A 20,894-nucleotide genomic window follows, 5' to 3' on the forward strand; every position below is an offset into this window, starting at 1 on the left:
AGTAAAAATACCCCTAAATAAATTGTTACATTTAATAATCGATCTAATGTAAGCATGAATAGTTTCCCCTTTAATAGCATATTCATATATAAATAACAATTTTATATAATTATAATATAACAATAAAATATTTTAAATGTTGGAAGTGTTGAGTTTTATAAATAAACTGTACAGACACAAACAACCTCAAGCCCACATACACATAATAAAGACCACTATTTTGGCGGAGGTGAAAGGTTTGAGTCTATTCGCCGCAATTGGATATATGGTTCGAGAAGTGTTTGTCTTTGTTTCTTATGTGAAAAATAATGCGTTTCCGCAGCCGTTATCATCAGATGATGAGAGAAAGTACTTAGAGTTAATGGAGCAAGGTGATGCTCAAGCGAGAAATCTTTTAATTGAACATAATTTACGGCTTGTAGCTCATATCGTTAAAAAATTTGAGAACACAGGAGAAGATGCAGAAGATTTAATTTCAATTGGTACGATCGGGCTCATTAAAGCGATCGAGAGCTATTCTGCAGGAAAGGGAACGAAGCTTGCGACGTATGCAGCACGCTGTATTGAAAATGAAATTTTGATGCATTTACGTGTACTAAAGAAAACGAAAAAAGATGTTTCACTTCATGATCCGATCGGGCAAGATAAAGAGGGCAATGAAATATCGCTTATTGATATATTAAAATCAGAGTCTGAAGATGTAATTGATATGATTCAGCTTAGTATGGAGTTAGAAAAAATTAAAGAGTATATCGATATTTTAGACGAAAGAGAAAAAGAAGTGATTGTGAAACGTTTTGGACTTGGGCTAGATAAGGAGAAAACACAGCGGGAAATAGCTAAGGCGCTTGGCATTTCTAGAAGTTACGTATCACGGATCGAAAAGCGTGCTTTAATGAAAATGTTCCACGAGTTTGTAAGGGCAGAGAAAGAGAAAAAAGCGAAAGAGTAAAGTGTATTAGAAGCAGCCATATTTTAAAATAGGCTGCTTTTCTTATTGTAAATAAGAAAAGAAAACGCGTTATGCTAAGAAGAAATACATGTTCACTGTTGAAAATGACGGATTCTATCTGTAATATTAGAAGGTGCTAAATAATTTAAGAATAATACCATACTTAGTTTTCTGTATGTATAATAAGGCTGCTTTATATGATATGTGGGAATAAGAACCAATTTTACGTATGATATAGAAAGAAAATAAGGGAAAACTAAAGTTATAGACTGATTAGGGGGTTTCGCAATTTGCGACGTACATTATATCGACTTATGATAGAACTTACAAATGGTCGCTTTACTTCTTATATATTACGTAAATTTGCACAATCTCGTTTGAGCTCTATCATTATTCCATCGTATGCGAAAGTTTTTCAAATTAATCAAGATGAGATGGAAAAGGGTTTGAAGGAATATAGAACATTGCATGAATTATTTACGCGTAAGCTAAAAGAAGGAAAGCGTAGTATTGATACAGATGCATCGAGTATCGTTAGTCCTGTTGATGGTGTTTTTGCAGATCATGGTCCTATTGAGGATACAAAAACATTTGATATTAAAGGAAAGCGCTATTCAATTGTGGATATGCTAGGTAATGAAGAACGTGCAACGCGATATGCAGGCGGTACATATATGGTAATTTATTTGAGTCCAAGTCACTATCATCGCATTCATAGTCCGCTTTCTGGTTCTGTGACTGAAAGATTTGTACTCGGTAGAAAATCGTATCCGGTAAATGCAGCTGGTATGGAATACGGGAAAGAACCGCTGTCAAAAAATTATCGTTCTGTTACAGAAGTAAGCAGTGATGGCGAACATATGGCTCTTGTAAAAGTAGGGGCCATGTTTGTTAATAGTATTGAGCTTTTGCATGAGAGAGACACTGTTCAAAAAGGTGAAGAAATGGCATACTTTACATTTGGTTCAACAGTTGTGTTATTGTTTGAAAAAGATATGATAGAAGTAGTGCAGGAATTAAAGAGTGGACAAGAGCTGCGTCTTGGTGAAAAAATAGCTACTCGATTAGCTCATAAATAAAGAAAAGCTTTTATAACCGTAAGTAAGAGTTATGGGCAAAGATACTTAATGATGAAATCCCCTAGATGGGAGTACTTGTTTATTCGAGAGCCATCGTAGGATGGCTCTTTTTACAGGGCATTCAATAATGTATCCTGTAACTGTTTGATTGGTACGGGCTGATTAAACTTTCACTTTATATGTAATCAAGAAGATTTGACAAGCTTGTCCTCTAATGAGCGTCTAATGATTTCTTGTTTTATAAGTAAAATGAAGTCGGGATTTAATTTTAGTTCTTTTGCTTTATAATAAGACTCAGTGAGTAACTCAGTGGATAACTGTTCCATATGTTTTGTTTTCAAGGTGAGTCACCTCCTAATAATATAAGGATTGATTCGTTGATGCATTTAATGTACCAAAAAAGTATGACAGTCACAAACGAGTGGTTATCCACATACCTAGGTGGATAAAGTGTGTATAGTTTGTTAGTAAATTCCAAATTAGCTGAAAGATTAATGTGGAAAATGTGTACAATTTTATCCACAGGTTATATATCGAAAAATGTTGTCGAAAAATTTTATGAAAAATCCTCAAAGAGGTGAAAGAAATTGAAGCTATTTTTACCAAATGAATACGTGAAAAATGTATATCATGTTCAACCAGAAGATTTAAAAAAACGTGGGATTAAAGGTGTTATTACTGATTTAGATAACACTTTAATTGAATGGGATCGTCCAAATGCAACCCCGCAACTTGAAGAATGGTTCTTAAAAATGAAAGAGCAAGGCATCCAAGTAACGGTTGTTTCAAATAATAATGAGCAACGTGTAAAAGATTTTGCTGACCCATTAGGTATTCCATTTATTCATAGTGCACGTAAACCATTTGTTCGAGCGTTTAAGCGTGCGATACAAGAGATGCATCTGCAGGCAGAGGAAGTTGTAGTAATTGGAGATCAGTTACTGACTGATGTGCTTGGTGGAAACCGAGTAGGGCTTCATACAATTTTAGTTGTACCGGTAGCACAAACGGACGGATTAGTGACGCGCTTTAATCGAAAAATTGAACGAAGAATCATGAAAAATATGAAGAAAAAAGGTTTAATTAACTGGGAGGAATAAAGTTTGACTGAAACAATTAAATGTATTGGTTGCGGTGTAGAAATTCAAACAGAAAATAAAAACGAAGTGGGGTATGCTCCTACCTCATCTTTAGAGAAAGAACAAGTCATTTGTCAACGTTGTTTTCGCTTGAAGCATTACAATGAAATTCAAGATGTATCGTTAACAGATGATGACTTCCTACGCATTTTAAATGGAATTGGAAAATCAGATGCATTAGTAGTCAAAATTGTAGATATTTTTGATTTTAATGGTAGCTGGTTACCTGGCTTACATCGTTTCGTAGGAAATAATAAAGTATTACTTGTTGGAAATAAAGCTGATTTAATTCCAAAGTCAGTAAAACATGATAAAGTAAAGCATTGGATGCGCTATAGTGCAAAGCAGCTAGGATTAAAACCAGAAGATGTCTTTTTAATTAGTGCAGCGAAGGGACAAGGAATTGCTGAACTAGCAGATGCTATTGAGTATTATCGCGGCGGCAAAGATGTTTACGTTGTTGGATGTACGAATGTAGGGAAATCGACATTTATTAATCGTATGATTAAAGAATTTAGTGATGAGACTGAAAATGTAATTACAACATCTCATTTCCCAGGAACAACACTGGATTTAATTGATATTCCATTAGACGAAGAATCTTCTTTATATGATACGCCAGGTATTATTAACCACCACCAAATGGCTCATTATGTTGGGAAGCAAAGCTTAAAGCTTATTACACCAACAAAAGAAATTAAGCCGATGGTATTCCAATTAAATGAAGAACAAACGTTATTCTTTAGTGGATTGGCACGTTTTGATTATGTAAGTGGTGGTCGTCGTGCGTTTACTTGTCACTTCTCGAATCGTTTAACAATCCATCGTACAAAGCTTGAGAAAGCAGATGAATTATATAAAAATCATGCTGGAGATTTACTAAGCCCGCCAACACCAGAAGAATTAGCAAATATGCCTGAGTTAGTGAAATACGAATTTAATATTCGTGAACCAAAGACGGATGTTGTATTCTCTGGATTAGGATGGGTTACTGTGAACGAACCAGGCGCAAAAATTGTTGCACACGTACCAAAAGGAGTAAGTGTTTCACTACGTAAATCTTTAATTTAATATGGAGAGGGATTTATGAAACAATTATATGGTGTAATCGGAAATCCAATTGGACATTCATTATCACCCGTTATGCATAACGATGCATTTGAACACTTGAATATGGATGCCCATTATCATGCATTCCTTGTTGAAGAGGAAGCGCTAGGGGAAGCAGTAAGAGGTTTAAAAGCATTAGGTATTTCAGGATTTAATGTAACAACTCCGCACAAGGTTGCTATCATGGAGTATTTGGATGAGATTGATCCATTGGCAAGGAAAATCGGTGCAGTAAATACAGTGGTTCATAAGAATGGAAGGTTAATTGGCTACAACACAGATGGAATTGGTTTTGTTCGAGCGCTGCAGTCAATTAGTAATGAACCACTTCAAGGGAAACGTATTTTGTTACTTGGTGCAGGTGGTGCTAGCCGAGCTATTTATTTTTCTCTTGCTGATGTAGGTGTAAAAGAGATTGATGTAGCCAATCGTACAGTAGATAAGGCGAAAGAACTTATTGCTGCACGTACGGCCGATGTTAATTCTGTTGCTTTGTCGTTAGAAAAAGCGACAGAAGAACAAGGAAATTATGATATTATCATTCAGACGACAACGATAGGTATGCATCCACACGTCGAACATACGCCATTACAAATGTGTTCGTTAAAAAAAGGAACGATTGTATCAGATATAATTTATAATCCATTTGAAACGAAAATTTTATGTGAGGCAAAAGAGCAAGGTGCAATCATTCAAAATGGTATTGATATGTTTGTTTATCAAGGAGCACTTGCATTTGAAATGTGGACAGGACGTGTACCAAATATTGATCGAATGAAACAATTAGTTATAGAAAAGCTTGGAGGCTAACATATATGTTAACAGGAAAACAAAAAAGATTTTTACGTGCACAAGCACATCATTTAACACCAATTTTTCAAGTAGGAAAAGGCGGAGTAAATGAAAATATGGTAAAACAAATTGGAGAAGCGTTAGAAGTTCGTGAACTATTTAAAGTGAGTGTATTACAAAACTGTGAATTTGATCGCCGTGAGGTTGCGGAAGAACTTGCAAAAGGTGCACGTGCTGAAATCGTTCAAGTAATTGGAAGTACAATCGTTTTATACAAAGAATCAAGAGAAAATAAACAAATTAAGCTTCCTCGATAAAAAGATTAGCATGCGCTATTTTTTATCGCTGATGCGTAATGATGTAGAGAGCGAAACCAATTGAACTTTTATTAATAGCAACTCTCTTCGTTCCTAACCAAGGAGAGTTGCTGTATGTAAAAGGAAGGGGCGTTTCTTTTGAGGAAAATTGGCATCATTGGCGGTACATTTGATCCGCCTCACTATGGACATTTGCTAATTGCAAATGAAGTATATCACGCTTTGGAATTGGAAGAAGTATGGTTCTTGCCAAACCAGATTCCGCCACATAAACAAGGACGTAATATTACAAGTATAGAAAGTCGTTTACATATGTTAGAGCTTGCGACTGAGGCAGAAGAACACTTTTCTATTTGTTTAGAAGAGCTAAGCAGGAAGGGCCCATCTTATACGTATGACACTATGTTACAATTGACGAAGAAGTATCCGGATGTGCAGTTTCACTTTATTATCGGTGGGGATATGGTTGAGTATTTACCGAAGTGGTATAACATTGAAGCTTTACTTAATCTTGTAACATTTGTTGGAGTTGCAAGACCTGGGTATACATTGCATACACCATATAAGATTACTACAGTGGAAATTCCGGAATTTGCAGTTTCTTCATCCTTATTACGTGAGAGATATAAGGAGAAGAAAACGTGTAAATATTTACTTCCTGAAAAAGTACAGGTATATATCGAGAGGAATGGGTTGTATGAATCGTGAGAATGCACTTCATATTGTCAAACAACAAATGCATGAAAAACGTTATATACACACAATTGGTGTAATGGAGACAGCGATTGAGCTTGCTAAGTTATACGGTGTGGACGAGAAAAAAGCAGAGATGGCAGCTATATTCCATGATTATGCGAAATGTAGAGCAATTTCAGAGATGGAAGAGATTATTAAACGTGAAGATTTGCCGAAAGATTTACTTTGCTATAATAAAGAGTTGTGGCATGCGCCTGTTGGGGCATACTTAGTAGAAAAAGAGGTAGGCATTACGGATTCTGAAATATTGCAAGCTATTACATATCATACAAGTGGTCATGAGAACATGACGATGTTAGATAAAGTGATTTATGTAGCTGATTACATTGAGCCAGGGCGAAAGTTTCCAGGTGTGGAAGAGGCTCGTAAACTCGCATATACGGATATAAATCAAGCTTTATTATTTGCCTTAAAGAGAACAATTCAATTTTTAATGGAAAAAAATCAGACGATTTATCCATTAACATTCCAAACATACAATGCAGTTATCAAGGAGGAAATGAGTAAATGAACGATAAAGATTTATTAGTGTTAGCGGCAAAAGCAGCTGATGATAAAAGAGCAGAAGATATGGTTGTCCTAAATATGCAAGGTATTTCACCAATTGCAGATTATTTCATTATTTGTCACGGTAATTCAGATAAACAAGTGCAAGCAATTGCACGTGAAATTAAATCAAAAGCACATGAGTTCCAAATCGACGTACAACGTATGGAAGGTTTTGACGAAGCACGTTGGGTATTAGTTGATCTTGGAGATGTAGTTGCCCATGTATTCCATAAAGATGAGCGTAATCACTATAATTTAGAGCGTCTATGGGGCGATGTGCCACGTGAAGATATAACAGAAGAGCTAGGCCAATGAAATACGAACAATTTGCATTGTTGTACGACGAACTGATGAATGATGTCCCTTATGATAAATGGGTAGAATTCACAGAGGAAAGCCTGCAGCAGGCAGATATGAAAGAGGCAAAAATTCTTGATGTAGCATGCGGTACGGGTAATGTAACCCTTCCGCTTGTGCAAAAGGGTTACGATTTAATAGGTGTCGATCTTTCAGAAGAAATGTTAACAGTCGCTCAGCAAAAACTAGGAGGAGAGGGATACTTTATTCCTTTTTACCAACAAGACATGCGAGAGCTTGATGTTCCAGGTGAGTTTGACTGCGTCACTATCTTTTGTGATTCATTAAATTATGTATTGCAAGAAGATGGAGTACAAGAAACATTTAGAAGAGTGTTTCACCATTTGCGTCAAGATGGTTTGTTTTTATTTGATGTACATTCTTTATATAAAATACATCATGTATTTCAAAATGAAACGTATACAGTGAATGGAGAAGAAATATCTCTTATTTGGAATTGCTTCCCTGGTGAAGAATCAAATAGTGTAGAGCATGATTTGACATTCTTTGTTCAAGATCCGGAAGAAGATGTGTACCATCGGTTTGACGAATGTCACGTGCAACGTGCATATCAAGTGGAAGAGTTAACGAAATGGCTTGAAGAAGCAGGTTTTACAGTTCTTCGTGTAACAGGTGATTTTGAGCGACTTGAAGTTACAGAACAAACAGAGCGTATTTTCTTCATGGCGAAGAAAAACGGATAAAACAAATAAAACAAAAGCAACCGAGAAGGTTGCTTTTGTTTTATAAAGAAGATGTATTTTTAGTTCTAGCATAATCTGAAGATCGTATGCGTAAAGTGTGGGAATAGTAGTTGAAGTGAAAATGTATTGTAAAAAAGTAAGTATTTATAAAAAGGATTTGGAATGAAAATGACGTATTTATTATGTGTGTTTATTGAATTGCTGATCAACGCATTCTAAATCTTCATCAAATTTTTCATGTGTTCGCTCGATTAACTTATGGAACATATCTCCAACGTGTTCTTCTAAAACCCGAATGCCTTCCCCGGTAACGCCGCCTTTCACGCAAACCTTTTCTTGTAAGGTAGGTAATGTGAAGATTTCTTTTTCAAGTAATTTCCCCATCCCCACGACCATTTCACTTACTAAAGTAGTAGCCTCTTCGTGTGTAATATTTGTTTTATCTACAGCAGCGTTAATGAAGCATTGTAGCAAATAACTAAAGAAAGCAGGACCGCAACTTGCTATATCAGATGAAACACGTGTTATATCTTCTTCTATTACAAGAGGTGTAGAAATATTTTTGAATAGACGAAGTAGTTTTTGTTGCCATTCTTCAGAGCAATTATCTCCAAATGTAAATAGTGAGGCGCCAGAGAGGGCGCGATTTGTGATACTTGGAATGATACGTGCGACGTGGCACGGTACGAGAGTCTCTAATTGTGATGGAGATATTGGACTTGTAATAGAAACTAAGCACGTTTCATCAGAAAAATGTTCAGCGTATTTTTTTAGGATAGGGTATATATCTATCGGCTTAACGCAAATAAAAATAAGTTGTGATTGTTCGATTACTTCCGGGATTGTTTTTGCTATATGAACAGAAGGGTATTTTTCTTTTATATGATATGCTTTGGCAGGCGTCCGATTAATGATTGTAAGGCACGAAGGTTTGACAGCACGGGTTTCTAAAAATGCATCGATTAGTATATTCCCCATGTTTCCTGTCCCTATAATTCCTATGTTCAAAGTTTCATCCCTCCTTCGTAACAGCTTTCTCCTAAACAATATGAATGATGTTATAAATTTATGATTAGAGGTGTAAAATGATGTGGGATTTTCCGAAAAAGTGGTTAGGTTTAGTGGCTATTATTGGAACTTTACTTTTTCTTGTTTTTTGGAAAACGAATCAGAGTGTAGAACGAACGCCTATTACAATGAATGTGCAAGAGAAGGAGATAGAAAAAAAGGGTAAACCGAAAATATCGGATACAAAGGAACAGAAAAGAACAATTATAATTGATGTGAAAGGAGCGGTTAATAAAGAAGGGGTATATGAAATGAAGGAAGGAGATCGCGTAAAGGATGCGGTTCAAAAGGCTGGTGGTTTTTTATCAGAAGTAGATATGAAAAAAGTGAATTTAGCACAAATTGTACAAGATCAAATGCTTCTTTATATACCGAGTAAAAATGAGTCAGAACAAGGGATGTTTACTTCTTCTAAGGAAGATGGCAAGATTCGAATAAATACAGCAGCGAAAGAGCAATTGGAAAAAATTACAGGGATTGGCTCTCGAAAGGCAGAAAGTATTTTGAAATATCGAGAAGAGCATGGTCCGTTTCAGAAAATAGAAGATTTATTAGAGATTGATGGGATTGGTGCGAAGTCTCTTGAAAAGATAAAAGATCAAATTATTATTCCGTAAAAGATTGACGAAGTTTTTCTTCTTTCGCTACACTACAAGTAGACAAAAAAGTAGGTGAAAAATATGGAACGAATTTCATGGGATCAATATTTTATGACGCAAAGCCATCTACTATCGTTACGTAGTACATGTACAAGGCTTGCGGTAGGAGCGACAATCGTTCGCGATAAACGAATTATTGCTGGTGGATATAATGGTTCGATTAAAGGTGGCGTACATTGTATAGATGATGGTTGTTACGTAATCGATAATCATTGTGTTCGGACAATTCATGCCGAAATGAATGCTTTATTACAATGTGCCAAGTTTGGTGCGAAAACAGAGGAAGCAGAAATTTACGTTACGCATTTCCCTTGTTTACAATGTTGTAAGGCAATTATTCAAAGTGGTATTACAGCGGTTTATTATGCGCAGGATTATAAAAATCATCCATACGCCATAGAGTTATTTGAACAAGCGAATGTAACAGTGAAGCACGTTCCGCTAGAATATGATATCGCTGCATTAGAGGAGCAAAAACGTTATACGGAGTTAAAAGAATTATTTGCGTCTTTAGAAAAAGATAATTTATCAATGGAAGAATTACAGCATGTATTCACGAAAGCAAAAATGATGCTATAAGGAGTGAGTATAAGTTGCAGGAACAATGGGGGTATGTTGCAATCTCGTTTATAATAGGGATTGCAATTGCCTTTTCCTCGTCACTTTTATTGATAGTTTTTTGCCTCTTTTTAAATGTTTTCTTCTGTTTATATCGCACTTCGCGTAAAACCTTCTTTTTTTGCATTGTAGCGTGCTTTAGTGGCGCTATATACACTTCCTATGTTCAAGGGTGGAATAAGTCTCTAGGAGAGTCCTATGGAGTTACAAGAGGGGTTATACAAAATACACCGCTTGTTAATGGAGATCGCCTATCTTTTCAGTTTGAAGATCACAATAAAAATATAGTGCAGTTAAGTTATAGAATAAAATCAGCCTTGGAAAAGGAAAAAATGCAACAATTATACGCAGGGATATCATGTGTATTCGAGGGTGAGAGGAAAGAACCGCAAACAGCTCGGAATTTTCATGGTTTTAATTACCGTGATTATTTATACAAGCAACATATTCATTTCACATTTGAGGCTACATATATTTCTGAATGCTATAAAACATCACTGTCGCTCATACAACGGATTCTCCTTTTGAGGCAACAAGTAATCTCGAAAGTTACAGAGATGTTTCCAGAGCAATCAGGTGCTTTTATGAATGCGTTACTATTTGGTGATAGACAACAAATGACGTTTGAAGTGGAAGAGCAATATCAACAGTTTGGTCTTGTACATTTGTTAGCAATTTCAGGTTCGCACATTGTATTGTTAATGGTGATAGTATATTTTATTTTGCTAAGAAGTGGTGCGACGAGGGAGGTAGCAACAATTTGCCTTATCATTTGTATTCCTTTGTATATGGTTTTAGCAGGAGCGTCACCCTCTGTTATAAGGGCTTCTATAACAGGAGTTTTGACGTTGATTGCTTTTATGTGCTCGATTCGTTTATCTAGTTTAGATGCTTTAAGTGTAACAGCTATATGTATGCTTATATATGACCCTTATCTTGTTTTTAATATTGGATTTCAGTTTTCTTTTGTAGGTAGCTTCGCTTTACTTTTGTCTGCTCCGTTATTGTTAGTGAGTAGCAACGGAGTAATCCGAAATTCTATTTATATTTCTATCATTTCACAGCTCGTTAGTACTCCGATTTTGTTATATCACTTTGGTTATTTTTCTCCATATAGCATTTTCCTCAATCTTTTATACGTTCCGTTTTTATCTACCATTGTATTACCATGTAGCATTATTATTTTACTGTGTATGCCAATTGTCCCGTTTCTCGCAAAAGGATTTGCGGATGTGTTATCAATAGGCTTGAGTATGTCTAATGTTTTTCTAAGTTATTGTGAAAGTTTACCATTTAACCAGCTTATTTTCGGGAAAACGTCCTTCAATCTTGTAGCTGTATATTGCGCGAGTATTGTCAGTATATTGATGGTTTGGGAAAGGAGAGCGCCGAAAAAAATGGTTTGTATAGTTGTGAGTATATTTCTTTTTATTAGCACGTGTCATTATGTATATCCATATTTTAGAGGAAGTGGAAGTGTAACATTTATTGATGTTGGACAAGGTGATGCAATATTAATTCGCCTTCCGTATGATAAAGGGGTTTATCTTATTGATACAGGTGGAACGCTTCGTGTCAATAAGGAAGAGTGGCAACAAAAAAAGCATGAATTTTCTGTTGGAAATGATGTTTTAATACCCTATTTACAAAAAGAAGGTATTAAAACAATTGATAAATTAATCGTAACGCATGGAGATGCAGATCATATAGGTGCTGCGCAAGAATTATTATCATATATACCTGTAAAAGAAGTTGTGTTTGGCCGGAAGGGAAAAGATGCAGTATTAGAAAAAGTAGTAAAGAAACAGGCATTAGAAAAGGAAATGAAAATAACTGAAGTGGGGGAAGGGGAAAATTGGAGTGTAAATGAAGCTGAATTTTTCGTTTTAGCTCCAAAAGGAAAAGAAAAAAGTGAAAATAATGCTTCAATTGTAATATGGGCAAAATTTGGAGGATTGACGTGGCTATTTACAGGCGATTTAGAAGAAGAAGGAGAGCAGTTTTTAGTATCTGCGTATCCAGATTTGCGAGTAGATGTTTTAAAAGTTGCTCATCATGGAAGTAACACGTCATCTATAGAGTCTTTTTTGAACGTTATACAGCCCCGTGTAGCGATTATATCTGTTGGTAAGCAGAATAGATATGGACACCCGCATAAAGAAGTGATAGAGCGTTTGGAGAAGATGGGGAGTGCGATATGGCGCACGGACAAGCAAGGTGCTATTTCCTATGTTTTTAAAGGGGAAAATGGAACCTTTCAAAGTAAAATCACATACGATAAGACATATAATAGGTGAAAAAGAGAAGACTGCCATGAAGTGGCAGCCTTTAAGAACCGATAAATTTAATAACAGTTGCAATGATGAAAAGTGTTGCGAAAAAACCAAATGAGACGATAAATCCTACCCCTGAATCAATAGCGTCATTGCGTTTACTTTGAACGTTTTGTTCAAAATCATTCATTTAGAATCCCTCCCCAACATTCCACTTTAGTATAGAATATTGTCAGAAAAAAATCTACAATTTCCATATGAAGAGAAAATGAGCTTTTTTGCTACTTTTAGATCATGAAGTAACGTGAGTTTTTTGTTTCCAAGCATGTTAACAGTTGGCACTTATACTCGAATTTTTATTGTGAATAATAAAGGGAAGGTGATTACCGCACACCAATAAGAAACCCGGGGCTTATTGCGTGGCGTTTAATATAAATAAAGGGACGGGTTATAAAGCCTGTTCCTTTGTACTTGTAAAACAAAAGCTAGGGCATTAGTATAAATATATATTGCTAAGTTAGGGAGTAGGAAAAAGTATGAGTGATATACATAAAAAAATTAAAAAGAAACAGTTTGCTTCGTTATATTTACTATATGGAACGGAAGCTTTTTTTATAAATGAAACGATAAAGCTTATTACGACAGAAGCACTTGAAGAAGAAGATCGAGAGTTTAATGTTGTGACATACGATTTGGAAGAAGCATATTTAGAAGATGTGGTTGAGGATGCGCGTACGCTTCCTTTCTTTGGAGAACGGAAAGTACTGTTAATAAAATCACCGCTATTTCTGACTTCGCAAAAAGAAAAGTTAGAGCAAAATATAAAAATTTTAGAAGAATACATTGGTGAACCTTCTCCATTTTCTATTCTTGTTTTTGTTGCGCCTTACGAAAAACTTGATGAGCGAAAAAAAATTACAAAACTATTAAAGAAAACAGCAGATGTAGTAGAAGCGAATGCGATGCAAGTGCAGGATGTTCAGAAGTGGATTATTGCTCGTGCAGATGAAGTGCATGTGCACATTGATAACGCGGCTGTTAGTTTGTTGCTAGAGCTTGTGGGAAGTAATGTAACGATGTTGGCGAAGGAAATGGACAAGTTAACGTTATACGTTGGTATGGGCGGAGAGATTACGACGAAACTTGTTGCAGAGCTTGTGCCAAAATCAGTTGAGCAAAATGTATTTGCTTTGACAGAAAAAGTGGTGAAAAAAGATATTGCAGGTGCAATGCGAATTTTGGATGGATTATTTACGCAGCAGGAAGAGCCGATTAAATTGCTTGCGTTATTAGTGAGTCAATTCCGTTTGTTGTATCAAGTGAAAGAGTTACAGCAACGTGGTTATGGGCAAAATCAAATTGCATCTCATATTGGTGTACATCCGTATCGTGTAAAATTGGCGATGAATCAAACGAAATTTTTCTCTTTTGAAGAATTAAAAAAAGTGATTATAGAATTAGCAGAAGCTGATTATAGTATGAAGACGGGAAAGATGGATAAGAAACTTGTGCTCGAGTTTTTCTTAATGCGATTAAATCATATGTGATGACACAAAAAAGTTCATGTACCTAGTGCATGAACTTTTTTTGTATATAAAAAAACGATCCAAATGGATCGTTTTTTAAACGCCTTACGCGTTTACTTGTTTCGCTAAGCGAGATTTTTGACGAGATGCAGCGTTTTGGTGGATAAGACCTTTACGAGCTGCTTTGTCAAGTTTTTTAGAAGCAGTTTTGAAAGCTTCTTTAGCATTTTCAAGATCGTTATTAGTAACTAAAGCTTCTACAGTTTTAACAGCAGAACGCATGTCAGACTTGATAGAAGCGTTATGTGCACGACGCTCTTCGCTAAGTTTAGCGCGTTTGATAGCAGATTTGATGTTTGCCATACTTTTCACCTCCCTGGTGCAATCGAATGACTCGATTCTTACATAGAACAAGTGATATTCTATCAAACGGTGAAGAGAATTGCAATAGTATATCCATGAAATTTCACGTAAAGGAAAGAATGACCTTATATAACTTTGGGAAATCTAACGATATTTACTATGAATTACGGAGGAGATACGATGAAAGAACCATTGGATTTAAGTAAATATAGCGTTAGAACTGACCTTGCTGTAGAAGCTCATCAAATGTTGCAAGAAAGCCAAGAAGAACAAAAAGGGATACAGGGGGTAATTGTAAAAGAGAGGGAAGAAGAAGGTACTATAATTACAAAAGTAACAATTGATGAAGCTGCCTCTGAAGCGATGGGTAAAAAACCTGGAAATTATTTAACGCTTGAAGTACAAGGTATACGTCAGCAAGATACAGAACTTCAACAAAAAGTGGAGCGTATTTTTGCAAAAGAATTTTCTTATTTCTTAGAAGAGGTTGGTGTTACAAAAGAAGCGAGCTGTTTAATTGTAGGCCTTGGGAATTGGAATGTAACACCGGATGCTCTTGGGCCAATAGTTGTAGAAAATGTATTAGTAACGAGACATTTGTTTCAATTGCAGCCTGAAAGTGTAGAAGAAGGATTCAGGCCTGTTAGTGCAATTCGGCCGGGGGTAATGGGGATTACAGGCATCGAAACGAGCGATGTTATTTATGGGATTATTGAGAAGACAAATCCAGACTTTGTAATTGCGATTGACGCATTAGCTGCTCGTTCTATTGAACGAGTAAATAGCACGATACAAATTTCTGATACTGGAATCCATCCTGGATCAGGGGTTGGGAATAAACGTAAGGAACTAAGTAACGAGACATTAGGTATCCCTGTTATCGCAATTGGTGTTCCGACTGTGGTCGATGCCGTTTCGATTACAAGTGATACAATTGATTTTATTTTGAAACATTTTGGTCGAGAGATGAAAGAAGGAAACAAACCTTCAAGATCTTTGTTACCAGCGGGATTTTCATTTGGAGAAAAGAAAAAATTAACAGAAGAAGATATGCCAGATGAAAAGAGCCGAAATATGTTTTTAGGTGCTGTTGGTACGTTAGAAGAAGAAGAAAAAAGAAGGTTGATTTATGAAGTGCTATCGCCCCTTGGTCATAACTTAATGGTGACCCCAAAAGAAGTAGATACTTTTATTGAGGATATGGCGAATGTAATAGCGAGTGGTTTAAATGCAGCGCTGCATCATCAAATTGATCAAGATAATACGGGAGCGTATACACATTGAGGGAGAAAGATGATAATAGTTTGAGTCGTTTTGCGCTTTTGTGTATATGTAGTGTAGCTTTATGTTTACTTATGATGATAGCAGGAGTGTCACTTGCTAATCATGGTTTGAAAAGTATGAAAGGTTATCGGCAATTGTCGTATGAACAAATAGCTCATATGACAGGGACAGAGAGTACAGGTGTTGAATCAGAAATTTTGGGTAGTTCGTTTTCAGCTTCAGAAAAACAACAACAATTAGAACGTTTAAGAAGTTTTAATGTTGTAGAAGGAATTGGGATGGCGGTAGCAAGTGTAGCTTATGAAATGACGAAGTTCGGAACGGATATAGTTGTTGGGAAAATAAAGGGGATTTTTAGCTAAGAGTAGCATGGGAGATGGTTGTTTTACTGATTTGTAAGACAACCGTTTTAAAATTTGAAAAGGGTTTGTCTCTTATGGTTTATTCGCATAAGATATAGATAGAATGATTTGTATCGTAAGCAGCACGAGTTTTCATTGAATCTTTGTTGCTCTATTGATATAATCAGTGCTAGTGTATATTGGCGAGACTATTAGGAGTTGAGAACATAGATGAACAAAGAAGAAAGAGCAAAAAGACAGTCCAAAATTCGTAATTTCTCTATTATTGCTCATATTGACCACGGAAAATCAACGTTAGCAGACCGTATTTTAGAGAAAACAAATGCGTTAACACAACGCGAAATGAAAGCTCAGTTGCTTGACTCTATGGATTTAGAGCGTGAGCGTGGTATTACAATCAAATTAAACGCAGTTCAATTAAACTATAAAGCAAAAGATGGTGAAGAATATATTCTTCATTTAATTGATACACCAGGACACGTCGACTTTACGTACGAAGTATCTCGTAGTTTAGCGGCTTGTGAAGGCGCGATTCTTGTAGTAGATGCAGCGCAAGGTATTGAAGCTCAAACGTTAGCGAACGTATACTTAGCGCTCGATAACAACTTAGAAATTTTACCAGTTATCAATAAAATCGACTTACCAAGTGCGGATCCAGAACGTGTACGTCAAGAAGTAGAAGATGTAATTGGTTTAGATGCATCAGAAGCGGTACTTGCTTCTGCGAAAGCTGGAATTGGTATTGAAGAAATTTTAGAACAAATTGTTGAAAAAGTACCAGCTCCGGCAGGTGATTCAGAAGAGCCGTTACAATGTATGATTTTCGACTCTTTATATGATCCGTACCGTGGTGTAATTGCTTATATCCGTGTTGTAAATGGAACGGTAAAAGTTGGCGATAAAGTACGTATGATGGCAACGGGTAAAGAATTTGAAGTAACAGAAGTAGGTGTATTTACACCGAAAACTACGCAACGTGACGAGTTAACAGTAGGTGATGTAGGTTTCTTAGCAGCATCTATTAAAAACGTAGGTGATACACGTGTTGGTGATACGATTACACATGCGAAACGTCCAGCTGCAGAGGCGTTACCAGGTTACCGTAAATTAAACCCGATGGTATTCTGTGGGCTGTATCCAATTGATTCTGCTCGTTATAACGATTTACGTGATGCGTTAGAAAAATTAGAGTTAAACGATTCTGCTCTTGAGTTTGAACCAGAAACATCTCAAGCGTTAGGATTTGGTTTCCGTTGTGGATTCTTAGGACTTCTTCACATGGAAATCATTCAAGAACGTATTGAACGTGAATTTAAGATTGACTTAATTACAACAGCGCCAAGCGTTATTTATAAAGTTTATTTAACAAACGGTGAAGATGTTATTGTTGATAATCCATCTAATATGCCAGATCCACAGTCTATCGATCGTGTAGAAGAGCCGTTTGTGAAGGCTTCAATTATGGTTCCGAATGACTATGTTGGAGCTGTAATGGAAATTTGCCAAGGTAAACGTGGAACGTTTATTGATATGCAATATTTAGATGAAACGCGTGTTACATTAACATATGAAATCCCGTTATCAGAAATCGTATATGACTTCTTCGATCAATTGAAATCAAATACGAAAGGGTATGCATCATTTGACTACGAGTTAATTGGTTATAAACCATCTAAACTTGTGAAAATGGATATTCTTTTAAATAATGAACAAGTGGATGCTTTATCATTTATCGTACACCGTGATTCAGCGTATGACCGTGGTAAAGTAATTGTAGAGAAATTAAAAGAATTAATTCCGAGACAACAGTTCGAAGTACCAATTCAGGCGACTATCGGAAATAAAGTTGTAGCACGTTCTACAATTAAGGCGATGCGTAAAAACGTACTTGCAAAATGTTACGGCGGTGACATTTCTCGTAAGCGTAAACTTCTTGATAAGCAAAAAGAAGGTAAAAAACGTATGAAGTCTGTTGGTTCTGTAGAAGTGCCACAAGAGGCATTTATGGCTGTACTGAAAATGGATGACAACTAATATTTGAAATAAAAAAGAAGTCGTTTATGCGGCTTCTTTTTTCTGTATAATTACTTTTTAGACATCTGAGCAGCTCTCATTTACAATAATGAGAGAGCTTTTTAGTTCATATAGAGTTAGGAGATTGTTAATGTCCGAAAATATTCGAAAAGATATTCAAGATAAAATACAAAATGGCAATTTTAATTGTGAAAAGGAATTGACGCTTTCTATTATTAGTGGAAAGTGGAAAGTTGTGATACTGTGGCATCTTGGTGTGGAAGGGCCTCATCGTTTTAGTGAATTACAACGGTTATTCCCAAGCATTTCTCATAAAGTTTTGTCGAACCAATTAAAAGAGTTAATGGAAGATGGGATTGTTGATCGAACAGTATATCCCGAAATTCCTCCTCGTGTTGAGTATTATATGACGGAACTAGGCATGTCACTTTTACCGATCGTTGAAATGATGTATGATTGGGGAAAAATGCGAATGGAACAAATTCGTAATACGTTAGAGAAGTAGAGAATCCTCCGGAGTGCGGAGGTTTTCTTTTTAGAAAGGTAGGAGTTATATTTGGTACAAGCTGCATATATTCATATTCCGTTTTGTCAGCACATTTGTCACTATTGTGATTTTAATAAAGTGTTTATTGAACGCCAACCGGTTGATCAATATTTAGATTATTTAGAGAAGGAAATAATAAATACGGTTCAAAAAGTTCCGTTTGATAGTATGAAAACGATTTTTGTGGGCGGTGGAACTCCGACAGCGTTAAATATGGAACAGACAAAAAAATTACTCGAGATTATTAATCGTCATTTGCGTCCGTTTGCTCCGAATTGTGAATTGACATTTGAAGCGAATCCAGGAGATCTACCGAAAGAGAAGTTGAATGTACTACTAGAAGGTGGAGTGAATCGAATTAGTTTTGGTGTGCAAACATTCCGTGATGAACTGCTTGAGAAAATCGGGCGCAAGCATACGAGGGAAGATGCATTCCTAGCAATTCGAGAAGCTCAGGAAGTAGGCTTTAAAAATATTAATGTAGATATTATTTATGCTTTGCCAGGACAAACGATAGAAGATGTGAAGGAAACATTAGACATTGCTTTTACGCTTGGTGTACAACATTTCTCGGCATATTCATTAATTGTGGAACCTAAAACAGTGTTTTATAACTTAATGAATAAAGGGAAATTGCGTCTTCCGGGTGAAGACCATGAAGCTAAAATGTATGAAATGGTAATGGATGAAATGGAGAAACACGGTTATAACCAGTATGAAATTAGTAATTTCTCAAAAGGTGACAATAAAAGTAGACATAATCTCACATACTGGAATAATGAAGAGTATTATGGCTTTGGAGCTGGAGCTCATAGTTATGTGAATGGGGAACGTATTCAAAATGTAGGTCCGCTGAAGCAATATTTTAATAAAATTGATGAAACAGGATTTCCGTATTTAGATGTTCATAAGGTGACGGAGAAAGAAAGAATGGAAGAAGAACTGTTCTTAGGACTTCGAAAAACAAAAGGTGTTTCTAAAACGGCATTCCGCAATAAATTTAATGTGGAGATGGATCAAGTTTTCGCGAAGCAGTTACAAAGCAATCAAGAACAAGGATTACTTGAAGAGGAAAATGGACATGTGCGTTTAACGCGAAAAGGAAAATTATTAGGGAATGAAGTATTCCAATCATTTTTGATTGACTAATTAAATGTTCCATAGGCGTGAAAAAGTTTCATTATTTCGTGACGTTTCCGTTGACAATTGAATGTCAATTTTGGTAAGTTATTAATAGATTTAGCACTCAAAGACAAAGAGTGCTAACAGAGGTGATGATGAGATGCTTACGGAACGTCAGCTCTTAATTTTACAAACAATTATTGATGACTTTATTGGATCAGCGCAGCCTGTTGGGTCTAGAACGTTGGCTAAAAAAGATGAAATCACATTTAGTTCAGCTACTATTCGAAATGAAATGGCGGACTTAGAAGAATTAGGTTTTATTGAAAAAACGCACAGTTCTTCTGGACGTGTTCCTTCTGAGAAAGGCTACCGATTTTATGTAGACCATCTTTTAGCGCCGCAAAACTTACCGAACGCTGAAATTGTACAAATTAAAGATTTATTTGCTGAAAGAATTTTTGAAGCGGAAAAAATTGCACAGCAATCTGCTCAAATTTTATCAGAACTTACGAATTATACGGCCATTGTTCTTGGACCGAAGTTAAGTACAAATAAACTTAAAAATGTACAAATTGTGCCGCTTGATCGTCAAACTGCAGTCGCTATTATTGTAACTGATACAGGGCATGTACAAAGTAAAACGATTACCGTTCCGGAATCTGTTGATTTATCAGATTTAGAAAAAATGGTTAATGTTTTAAATGAAAAGCTATCTGGCGTACCGATGGAAGAACTTCATAATAAAATCTTTAAGGAAATTGTTACAGTTTTACGTGGGTATGTTCATAATTACGATAGTGCAATAAAAATGTTAGATGGTACATTTCAAGTTCCGTTATCGGAAAAGATATACTTTGGAGGAAAAGCAAATATGCTTTCGCAGCCAGAGTTCCATGACATTCAAAAGGTTAGATCTTTGCTTACCATGATTGATAATGAAGCCGAATTTTATGACATTTTGCGTCATAAACAAGTCGGGATTCAAGTGAAAATTGGTAGGGAAAACACTTCGACGGCTATGGAGGATTGCAGTTTAATTTCTGCAACATATTCGATCGGCGAAGAGCAACTTGGAACAATTGCTATTTTAGGTCCTACGAGAATGCAATATTCTCGTGTAATTAGTTTGTTACAGTTATTTACGAGACAATTTACTGATGGACTTAAAAAGTAAATGAGAGTAATACATTCGCTCAAGTGATGAAATTTTCATTGCTGTGTGTAATATATAATGCTTAGGTAATCATGCTATGCATGATACCTAATACCTTTTAAGGAGG

The 20,894-nt window shown here is 35.9% G+C and carries 24 protein-coding genes; 20 read left to right on the forward strand and 4 right to left on the reverse strand.

All coding sequences use genetic code 11. From position 1 onward, the window contains the following. Positions 1 to 238 precede the first annotated feature (238 nt). Complete coding sequence (gene sigK / locus ACO6VI_RS08100) at positions 239 to 952, forward strand: RNA polymerase sporulation sigma factor SigK (protein WP_000051382.1); 714 nt, start codon at positions 239 to 241, stop codon at positions 950 to 952. Positions 953 to 1,242: 290 nt separating this feature from the next. Next, positions 1,243 to 2,031, forward strand: coding sequence for a phosphatidylserine decarboxylase (locus ACO6VI_RS08105; protein ID WP_001255000.1), 789 nt, complete (start codon positions 1,243 to 1,245; stop codon positions 2,029 to 2,031). Positions 2,032 to 2,216: 185 nt separating this feature from the next. On the opposite strand, the gene ACO6VI_RS08110 is transcribed toward ACO6VI_RS08105, so the two are convergent. Beyond that, on the reverse strand, positions 2,217 to 2,372 hold the full coding sequence (locus ACO6VI_RS08110) for a sporulation histidine kinase inhibitor Sda (protein WP_000850094.1): 156 nt from the start codon (positions 2,370 to 2,372) through the stop codon (positions 2,217 to 2,219). A gap of 246 nt (positions 2,373 to 2,618) precedes the next feature. Here ACO6VI_RS08110 and ACO6VI_RS08115 point away from each other — a divergent pair, with 246 nt between their 5' ends. The 8 genes from ACO6VI_RS08115 to ACO6VI_RS08150 all read left to right on the forward strand — a co-directional run bounded on the left by ACO6VI_RS08115 (position 2,619) and on the right by ACO6VI_RS08150 (position 7,755). Next, positions 2,619 to 3,131 (forward strand): YqeG family HAD IIIA-type phosphatase, encoded by a 513-nt coding sequence (locus tag ACO6VI_RS08115; RefSeq protein WP_000765307.1) that lies wholly within the window; start codon positions 2,619 to 2,621, stop codon positions 3,129 to 3,131. A gap of 3 nt (positions 3,132 to 3,134) precedes the next feature. Then, the gene (yqeH, locus tag ACO6VI_RS08120) at positions 3,135 to 4,241 is read left to right on the forward strand and encodes a ribosome biogenesis GTPase YqeH (protein WP_000140807.1); all 1,107 of its coding nucleotides are present in this window, start codon (positions 3,135 to 3,137) and stop codon (positions 4,239 to 4,241) included. A 15-nt stretch (positions 4,242 to 4,256) separates the two neighbouring features. Next, positions 4,257 to 5,090 (forward strand): shikimate dehydrogenase, encoded by an 834-nt coding sequence (gene aroE / locus ACO6VI_RS08125; protein ID WP_000812072.1) that lies wholly within the window; start codon positions 4,257 to 4,259, stop codon positions 5,088 to 5,090. A 5-nt stretch (positions 5,091 to 5,095) separates the two neighbouring features. After that, the gene (yhbY, locus tag ACO6VI_RS08130; RefSeq protein WP_000955227.1) at positions 5,096 to 5,389 is read left to right on the forward strand and encodes a ribosome assembly RNA-binding protein YhbY; all 294 of its coding nucleotides are present in this window, start codon (positions 5,096 to 5,098) and stop codon (positions 5,387 to 5,389) included. Between the two features lie 138 nt (positions 5,390 to 5,527). Beyond that, positions 5,528 to 6,097, forward strand: coding sequence for a nicotinate-nucleotide adenylyltransferase (nadD, locus tag ACO6VI_RS08135; protein ID WP_001226037.1), 570 nt, complete (start codon positions 5,528 to 5,530; stop codon positions 6,095 to 6,097). Further along, complete coding sequence (gene yqeK, locus ACO6VI_RS08140) at positions 6,087 to 6,656, forward strand: bis(5'-nucleosyl)-tetraphosphatase (symmetrical) YqeK (protein WP_001078478.1); 570 nt, start codon at positions 6,087 to 6,089, stop codon at positions 6,654 to 6,656. The genes nadD and yqeK overlap by 11 nt, the downstream gene beginning before the upstream one ends. Further along, the gene (gene rsfS, locus ACO6VI_RS08145) at positions 6,653 to 7,009 is read left to right on the forward strand and encodes a ribosome silencing factor (protein ID WP_000998173.1); all 357 of its coding nucleotides are present in this window, start codon (positions 6,653 to 6,655) and stop codon (positions 7,007 to 7,009) included. Before yqeK ends, rsfS begins: the two co-directional genes overlap by 4 nt. Next, on the forward strand, positions 7,006 to 7,755 hold the full coding sequence (locus ACO6VI_RS08150) for a class I SAM-dependent methyltransferase (RefSeq protein WP_000873069.1): 750 nt from the start codon (positions 7,006 to 7,008) through the stop codon (positions 7,753 to 7,755). Before rsfS ends, ACO6VI_RS08150 begins: the two co-directional genes overlap by 4 nt. A gap of 180 nt (positions 7,756 to 7,935) precedes the next feature. Here ACO6VI_RS08150 and comER read toward each other — a convergent pair whose 3' ends face one another. Then, a complete protein-coding gene (gene comER, locus ACO6VI_RS08155) occupies positions 7,936 to 8,763 on the reverse strand; it encodes a late competence protein ComER (RefSeq protein ID WP_001020554.1) in 828 nt (275 codons plus the stop codon). A gap of 77 nt (positions 8,764 to 8,840) precedes the next feature. On the opposite strand from comER, the gene ACO6VI_RS08160 reads away from it, so the two are divergent. The 3 genes from ACO6VI_RS08160 to ACO6VI_RS08170 all read left to right on the forward strand — a co-directional run bounded on the left by ACO6VI_RS08160 (position 8,841) and on the right by ACO6VI_RS08170 (position 12,397). Then, positions 8,841 to 9,440 carry a helix-hairpin-helix domain-containing protein gene (locus tag ACO6VI_RS08160; RefSeq protein ID WP_000989936.1) on the forward strand — a complete coding sequence of 200 codons (600 nt, stop codon included), beginning with the start codon at positions 8,841 to 8,843 and terminating at the stop codon, positions 9,438 to 9,440. 63 nt (positions 9,441 to 9,503) lie between these two features. Then, positions 9,504 to 10,061 (forward strand): ComE operon protein 2, encoded by a 558-nt coding sequence (locus ACO6VI_RS08165; RefSeq protein WP_000439773.1) that lies wholly within the window; start codon positions 9,504 to 9,506, stop codon positions 10,059 to 10,061. Between the two features lie 14 nt (positions 10,062 to 10,075). Continuing rightward, positions 10,076 to 12,397, forward strand: coding sequence for a DNA internalization-related competence protein ComEC/Rec2 (locus ACO6VI_RS08170; protein WP_098277043.1), 2,322 nt, complete (start codon positions 10,076 to 10,078; stop codon positions 12,395 to 12,397). Positions 12,398 to 12,428: 31 nt separating this feature from the next. Here the strand turns inward: ACO6VI_RS08170 and ACO6VI_RS08175 are convergent, their stop codons facing one another. Beyond that, positions 12,429 to 12,563 carry a YqzM family protein gene (locus ACO6VI_RS08175; RefSeq protein WP_000997609.1) on the reverse strand — a complete coding sequence of 45 codons (135 nt, stop codon included), beginning with the start codon at positions 12,561 to 12,563 and terminating at the stop codon, positions 12,429 to 12,431. Between the two features lie 346 nt (positions 12,564 to 12,909). Here ACO6VI_RS08175 and holA point away from each other — a divergent pair, with 346 nt between their 5' ends. Next, positions 12,910 to 13,920 (forward strand): DNA polymerase III subunit delta, encoded by a 1,011-nt coding sequence (gene holA, locus ACO6VI_RS08180; RefSeq protein WP_001279934.1) that lies wholly within the window; start codon positions 12,910 to 12,912, stop codon positions 13,918 to 13,920. An 84-nt stretch (positions 13,921 to 14,004) separates the two neighbouring features. On the opposite strand, the gene rpsT is transcribed toward holA, so the two are convergent. Then, positions 14,005 to 14,262: a 30S ribosomal protein S20 gene (rpsT, locus tag ACO6VI_RS08185; RefSeq protein ID WP_001274012.1), complete on the reverse strand. Its 258-nt coding sequence runs from the start codon at positions 14,260 to 14,262 to the stop codon at positions 14,005 to 14,007. Between the two features lie 180 nt (positions 14,263 to 14,442). Here rpsT and gpr point away from each other — a divergent pair, with 180 nt between their 5' ends. The 6 genes from gpr (at position 14,443) to hrcA (ending at position 20,788) form a co-directional block, all read left to right on the forward strand. Further along, positions 14,443 to 15,546, forward strand: a complete 1,104-nt coding sequence (gpr, locus tag ACO6VI_RS08190) for a GPR endopeptidase (protein ID WP_000662646.1) — start codon at positions 14,443 to 14,445, stop codon at positions 15,544 to 15,546. Next, positions 15,543 to 15,908, forward strand: a complete 366-nt coding sequence (locus ACO6VI_RS08195; protein WP_001207095.1) for a YqxA family protein — start codon at positions 15,543 to 15,545, stop codon at positions 15,906 to 15,908. The genes gpr and ACO6VI_RS08195 overlap by 4 nt, the downstream gene beginning before the upstream one ends. Positions 15,909 to 16,118: 210 nt before the next feature. Beyond that, the gene (lepA, locus tag ACO6VI_RS08200; RefSeq protein WP_001030948.1) at positions 16,119 to 17,942 is read left to right on the forward strand and encodes an elongation factor 4; all 1,824 of its coding nucleotides are present in this window, start codon (positions 16,119 to 16,121) and stop codon (positions 17,940 to 17,942) included. Between the two features lie 130 nt (positions 17,943 to 18,072). Continuing rightward, positions 18,073 to 18,447: a winged helix-turn-helix transcriptional regulator gene (locus ACO6VI_RS08205; RefSeq protein ID WP_001293539.1), complete on the forward strand. Its 375-nt coding sequence runs from the start codon at positions 18,073 to 18,075 to the stop codon at positions 18,445 to 18,447. Positions 18,448 to 18,498: 51 nt separating this feature from the next. After that, on the forward strand, positions 18,499 to 19,638 hold the full coding sequence (hemW, locus tag ACO6VI_RS08210) for a radical SAM family heme chaperone HemW (protein ID WP_000249436.1): 1,140 nt from the start codon (positions 18,499 to 18,501) through the stop codon (positions 19,636 to 19,638). Between the two features lie 133 nt (positions 19,639 to 19,771). Further along, the gene (gene hrcA, locus ACO6VI_RS08215) at positions 19,772 to 20,788 is read left to right on the forward strand and encodes a heat-inducible transcriptional repressor HrcA (protein WP_000954942.1); all 1,017 of its coding nucleotides are present in this window, start codon (positions 19,772 to 19,774) and stop codon (positions 20,786 to 20,788) included. Positions 20,789 to 20,894: the final 106 nt, after the last annotated feature.

This window comes from Bacillus sp. PSXD-155, from assembly GCF_049310765.1.
GTDB lineage: Bacteria > Bacillota > Bacilli > Bacillales > Bacillaceae_G > Bacillus_A > Bacillus_A cereus.

Bases quoted from the DNA above. Each gene is read 5' to 3' on its own strand.
- aroE (WP_000812072.1), top strand. From the start codon at position 4,257: ATGAAACAATTATATGGTGTAATCGGAAATCCAATTGGACATTCATTA.
- yhbY (WP_000955227.1), top strand. From the start codon at position 5,096: ATGTTAACAGGAAAACAAAAAAGATTTTTACGTGCACAAGCACATCAT.
- yqeK (WP_001078478.1), top strand. From the start codon at position 6,087: ATGAATCGTGAGAATGCACTTCATATTGTCAAACAACAAATGCATGAA.
- rsfS (WP_000998173.1), top strand. From the start codon at position 6,653: ATGAACGATAAAGATTTATTAGTGTTAGCGGCAAAAGCAGCTGATGAT.
- ACO6VI_RS08150 (WP_000873069.1), top strand. From the start codon at position 7,006: ATGAAATACGAACAATTTGCATTGTTGTACGACGAACTGATGAATGAT.
- ACO6VI_RS08160 (WP_000989936.1), top strand. From the start codon at position 8,841: ATGATGTGGGATTTTCCGAAAAAGTGGTTAGGTTTAGTGGCTATTATT.
- ACO6VI_RS08165 (WP_000439773.1), top strand. From the start codon at position 9,504: ATGGAACGAATTTCATGGGATCAATATTTTATGACGCAAAGCCATCTA.
- ACO6VI_RS08175 (WP_000997609.1), bottom strand. From the start codon at position 12,563: ATGAATGATTTTGAACAAAACGTTCAAAGTAAACGCAATGACGCTATT.
- holA (WP_001279934.1), top strand. From the start codon at position 12,910: ATGAGTGATATACATAAAAAAATTAAAAAGAAACAGTTTGCTTCGTTA.
- rpsT (WP_001274012.1), bottom strand. From the start codon at position 14,262: ATGGCAAACATCAAATCTGCTATCAAACGCGCTAAACTTAGCGAAGAG.
- gpr (WP_000662646.1), top strand. From the start codon at position 14,443: ATGAAAGAACCATTGGATTTAAGTAAATATAGCGTTAGAACTGACCTT.
- lepA (WP_001030948.1), top strand. From the start codon at position 16,119: ATGAACAAAGAAGAAAGAGCAAAAAGACAGTCCAAAATTCGTAATTTC.
- ACO6VI_RS08205 (WP_001293539.1), top strand. From the start codon at position 18,073: ATGTCCGAAAATATTCGAAAAGATATTCAAGATAAAATACAAAATGGC.
- hrcA (WP_000954942.1), top strand. From the start codon at position 19,772: ATGCTTACGGAACGTCAGCTCTTAATTTTACAAACAATTATTGATGAC.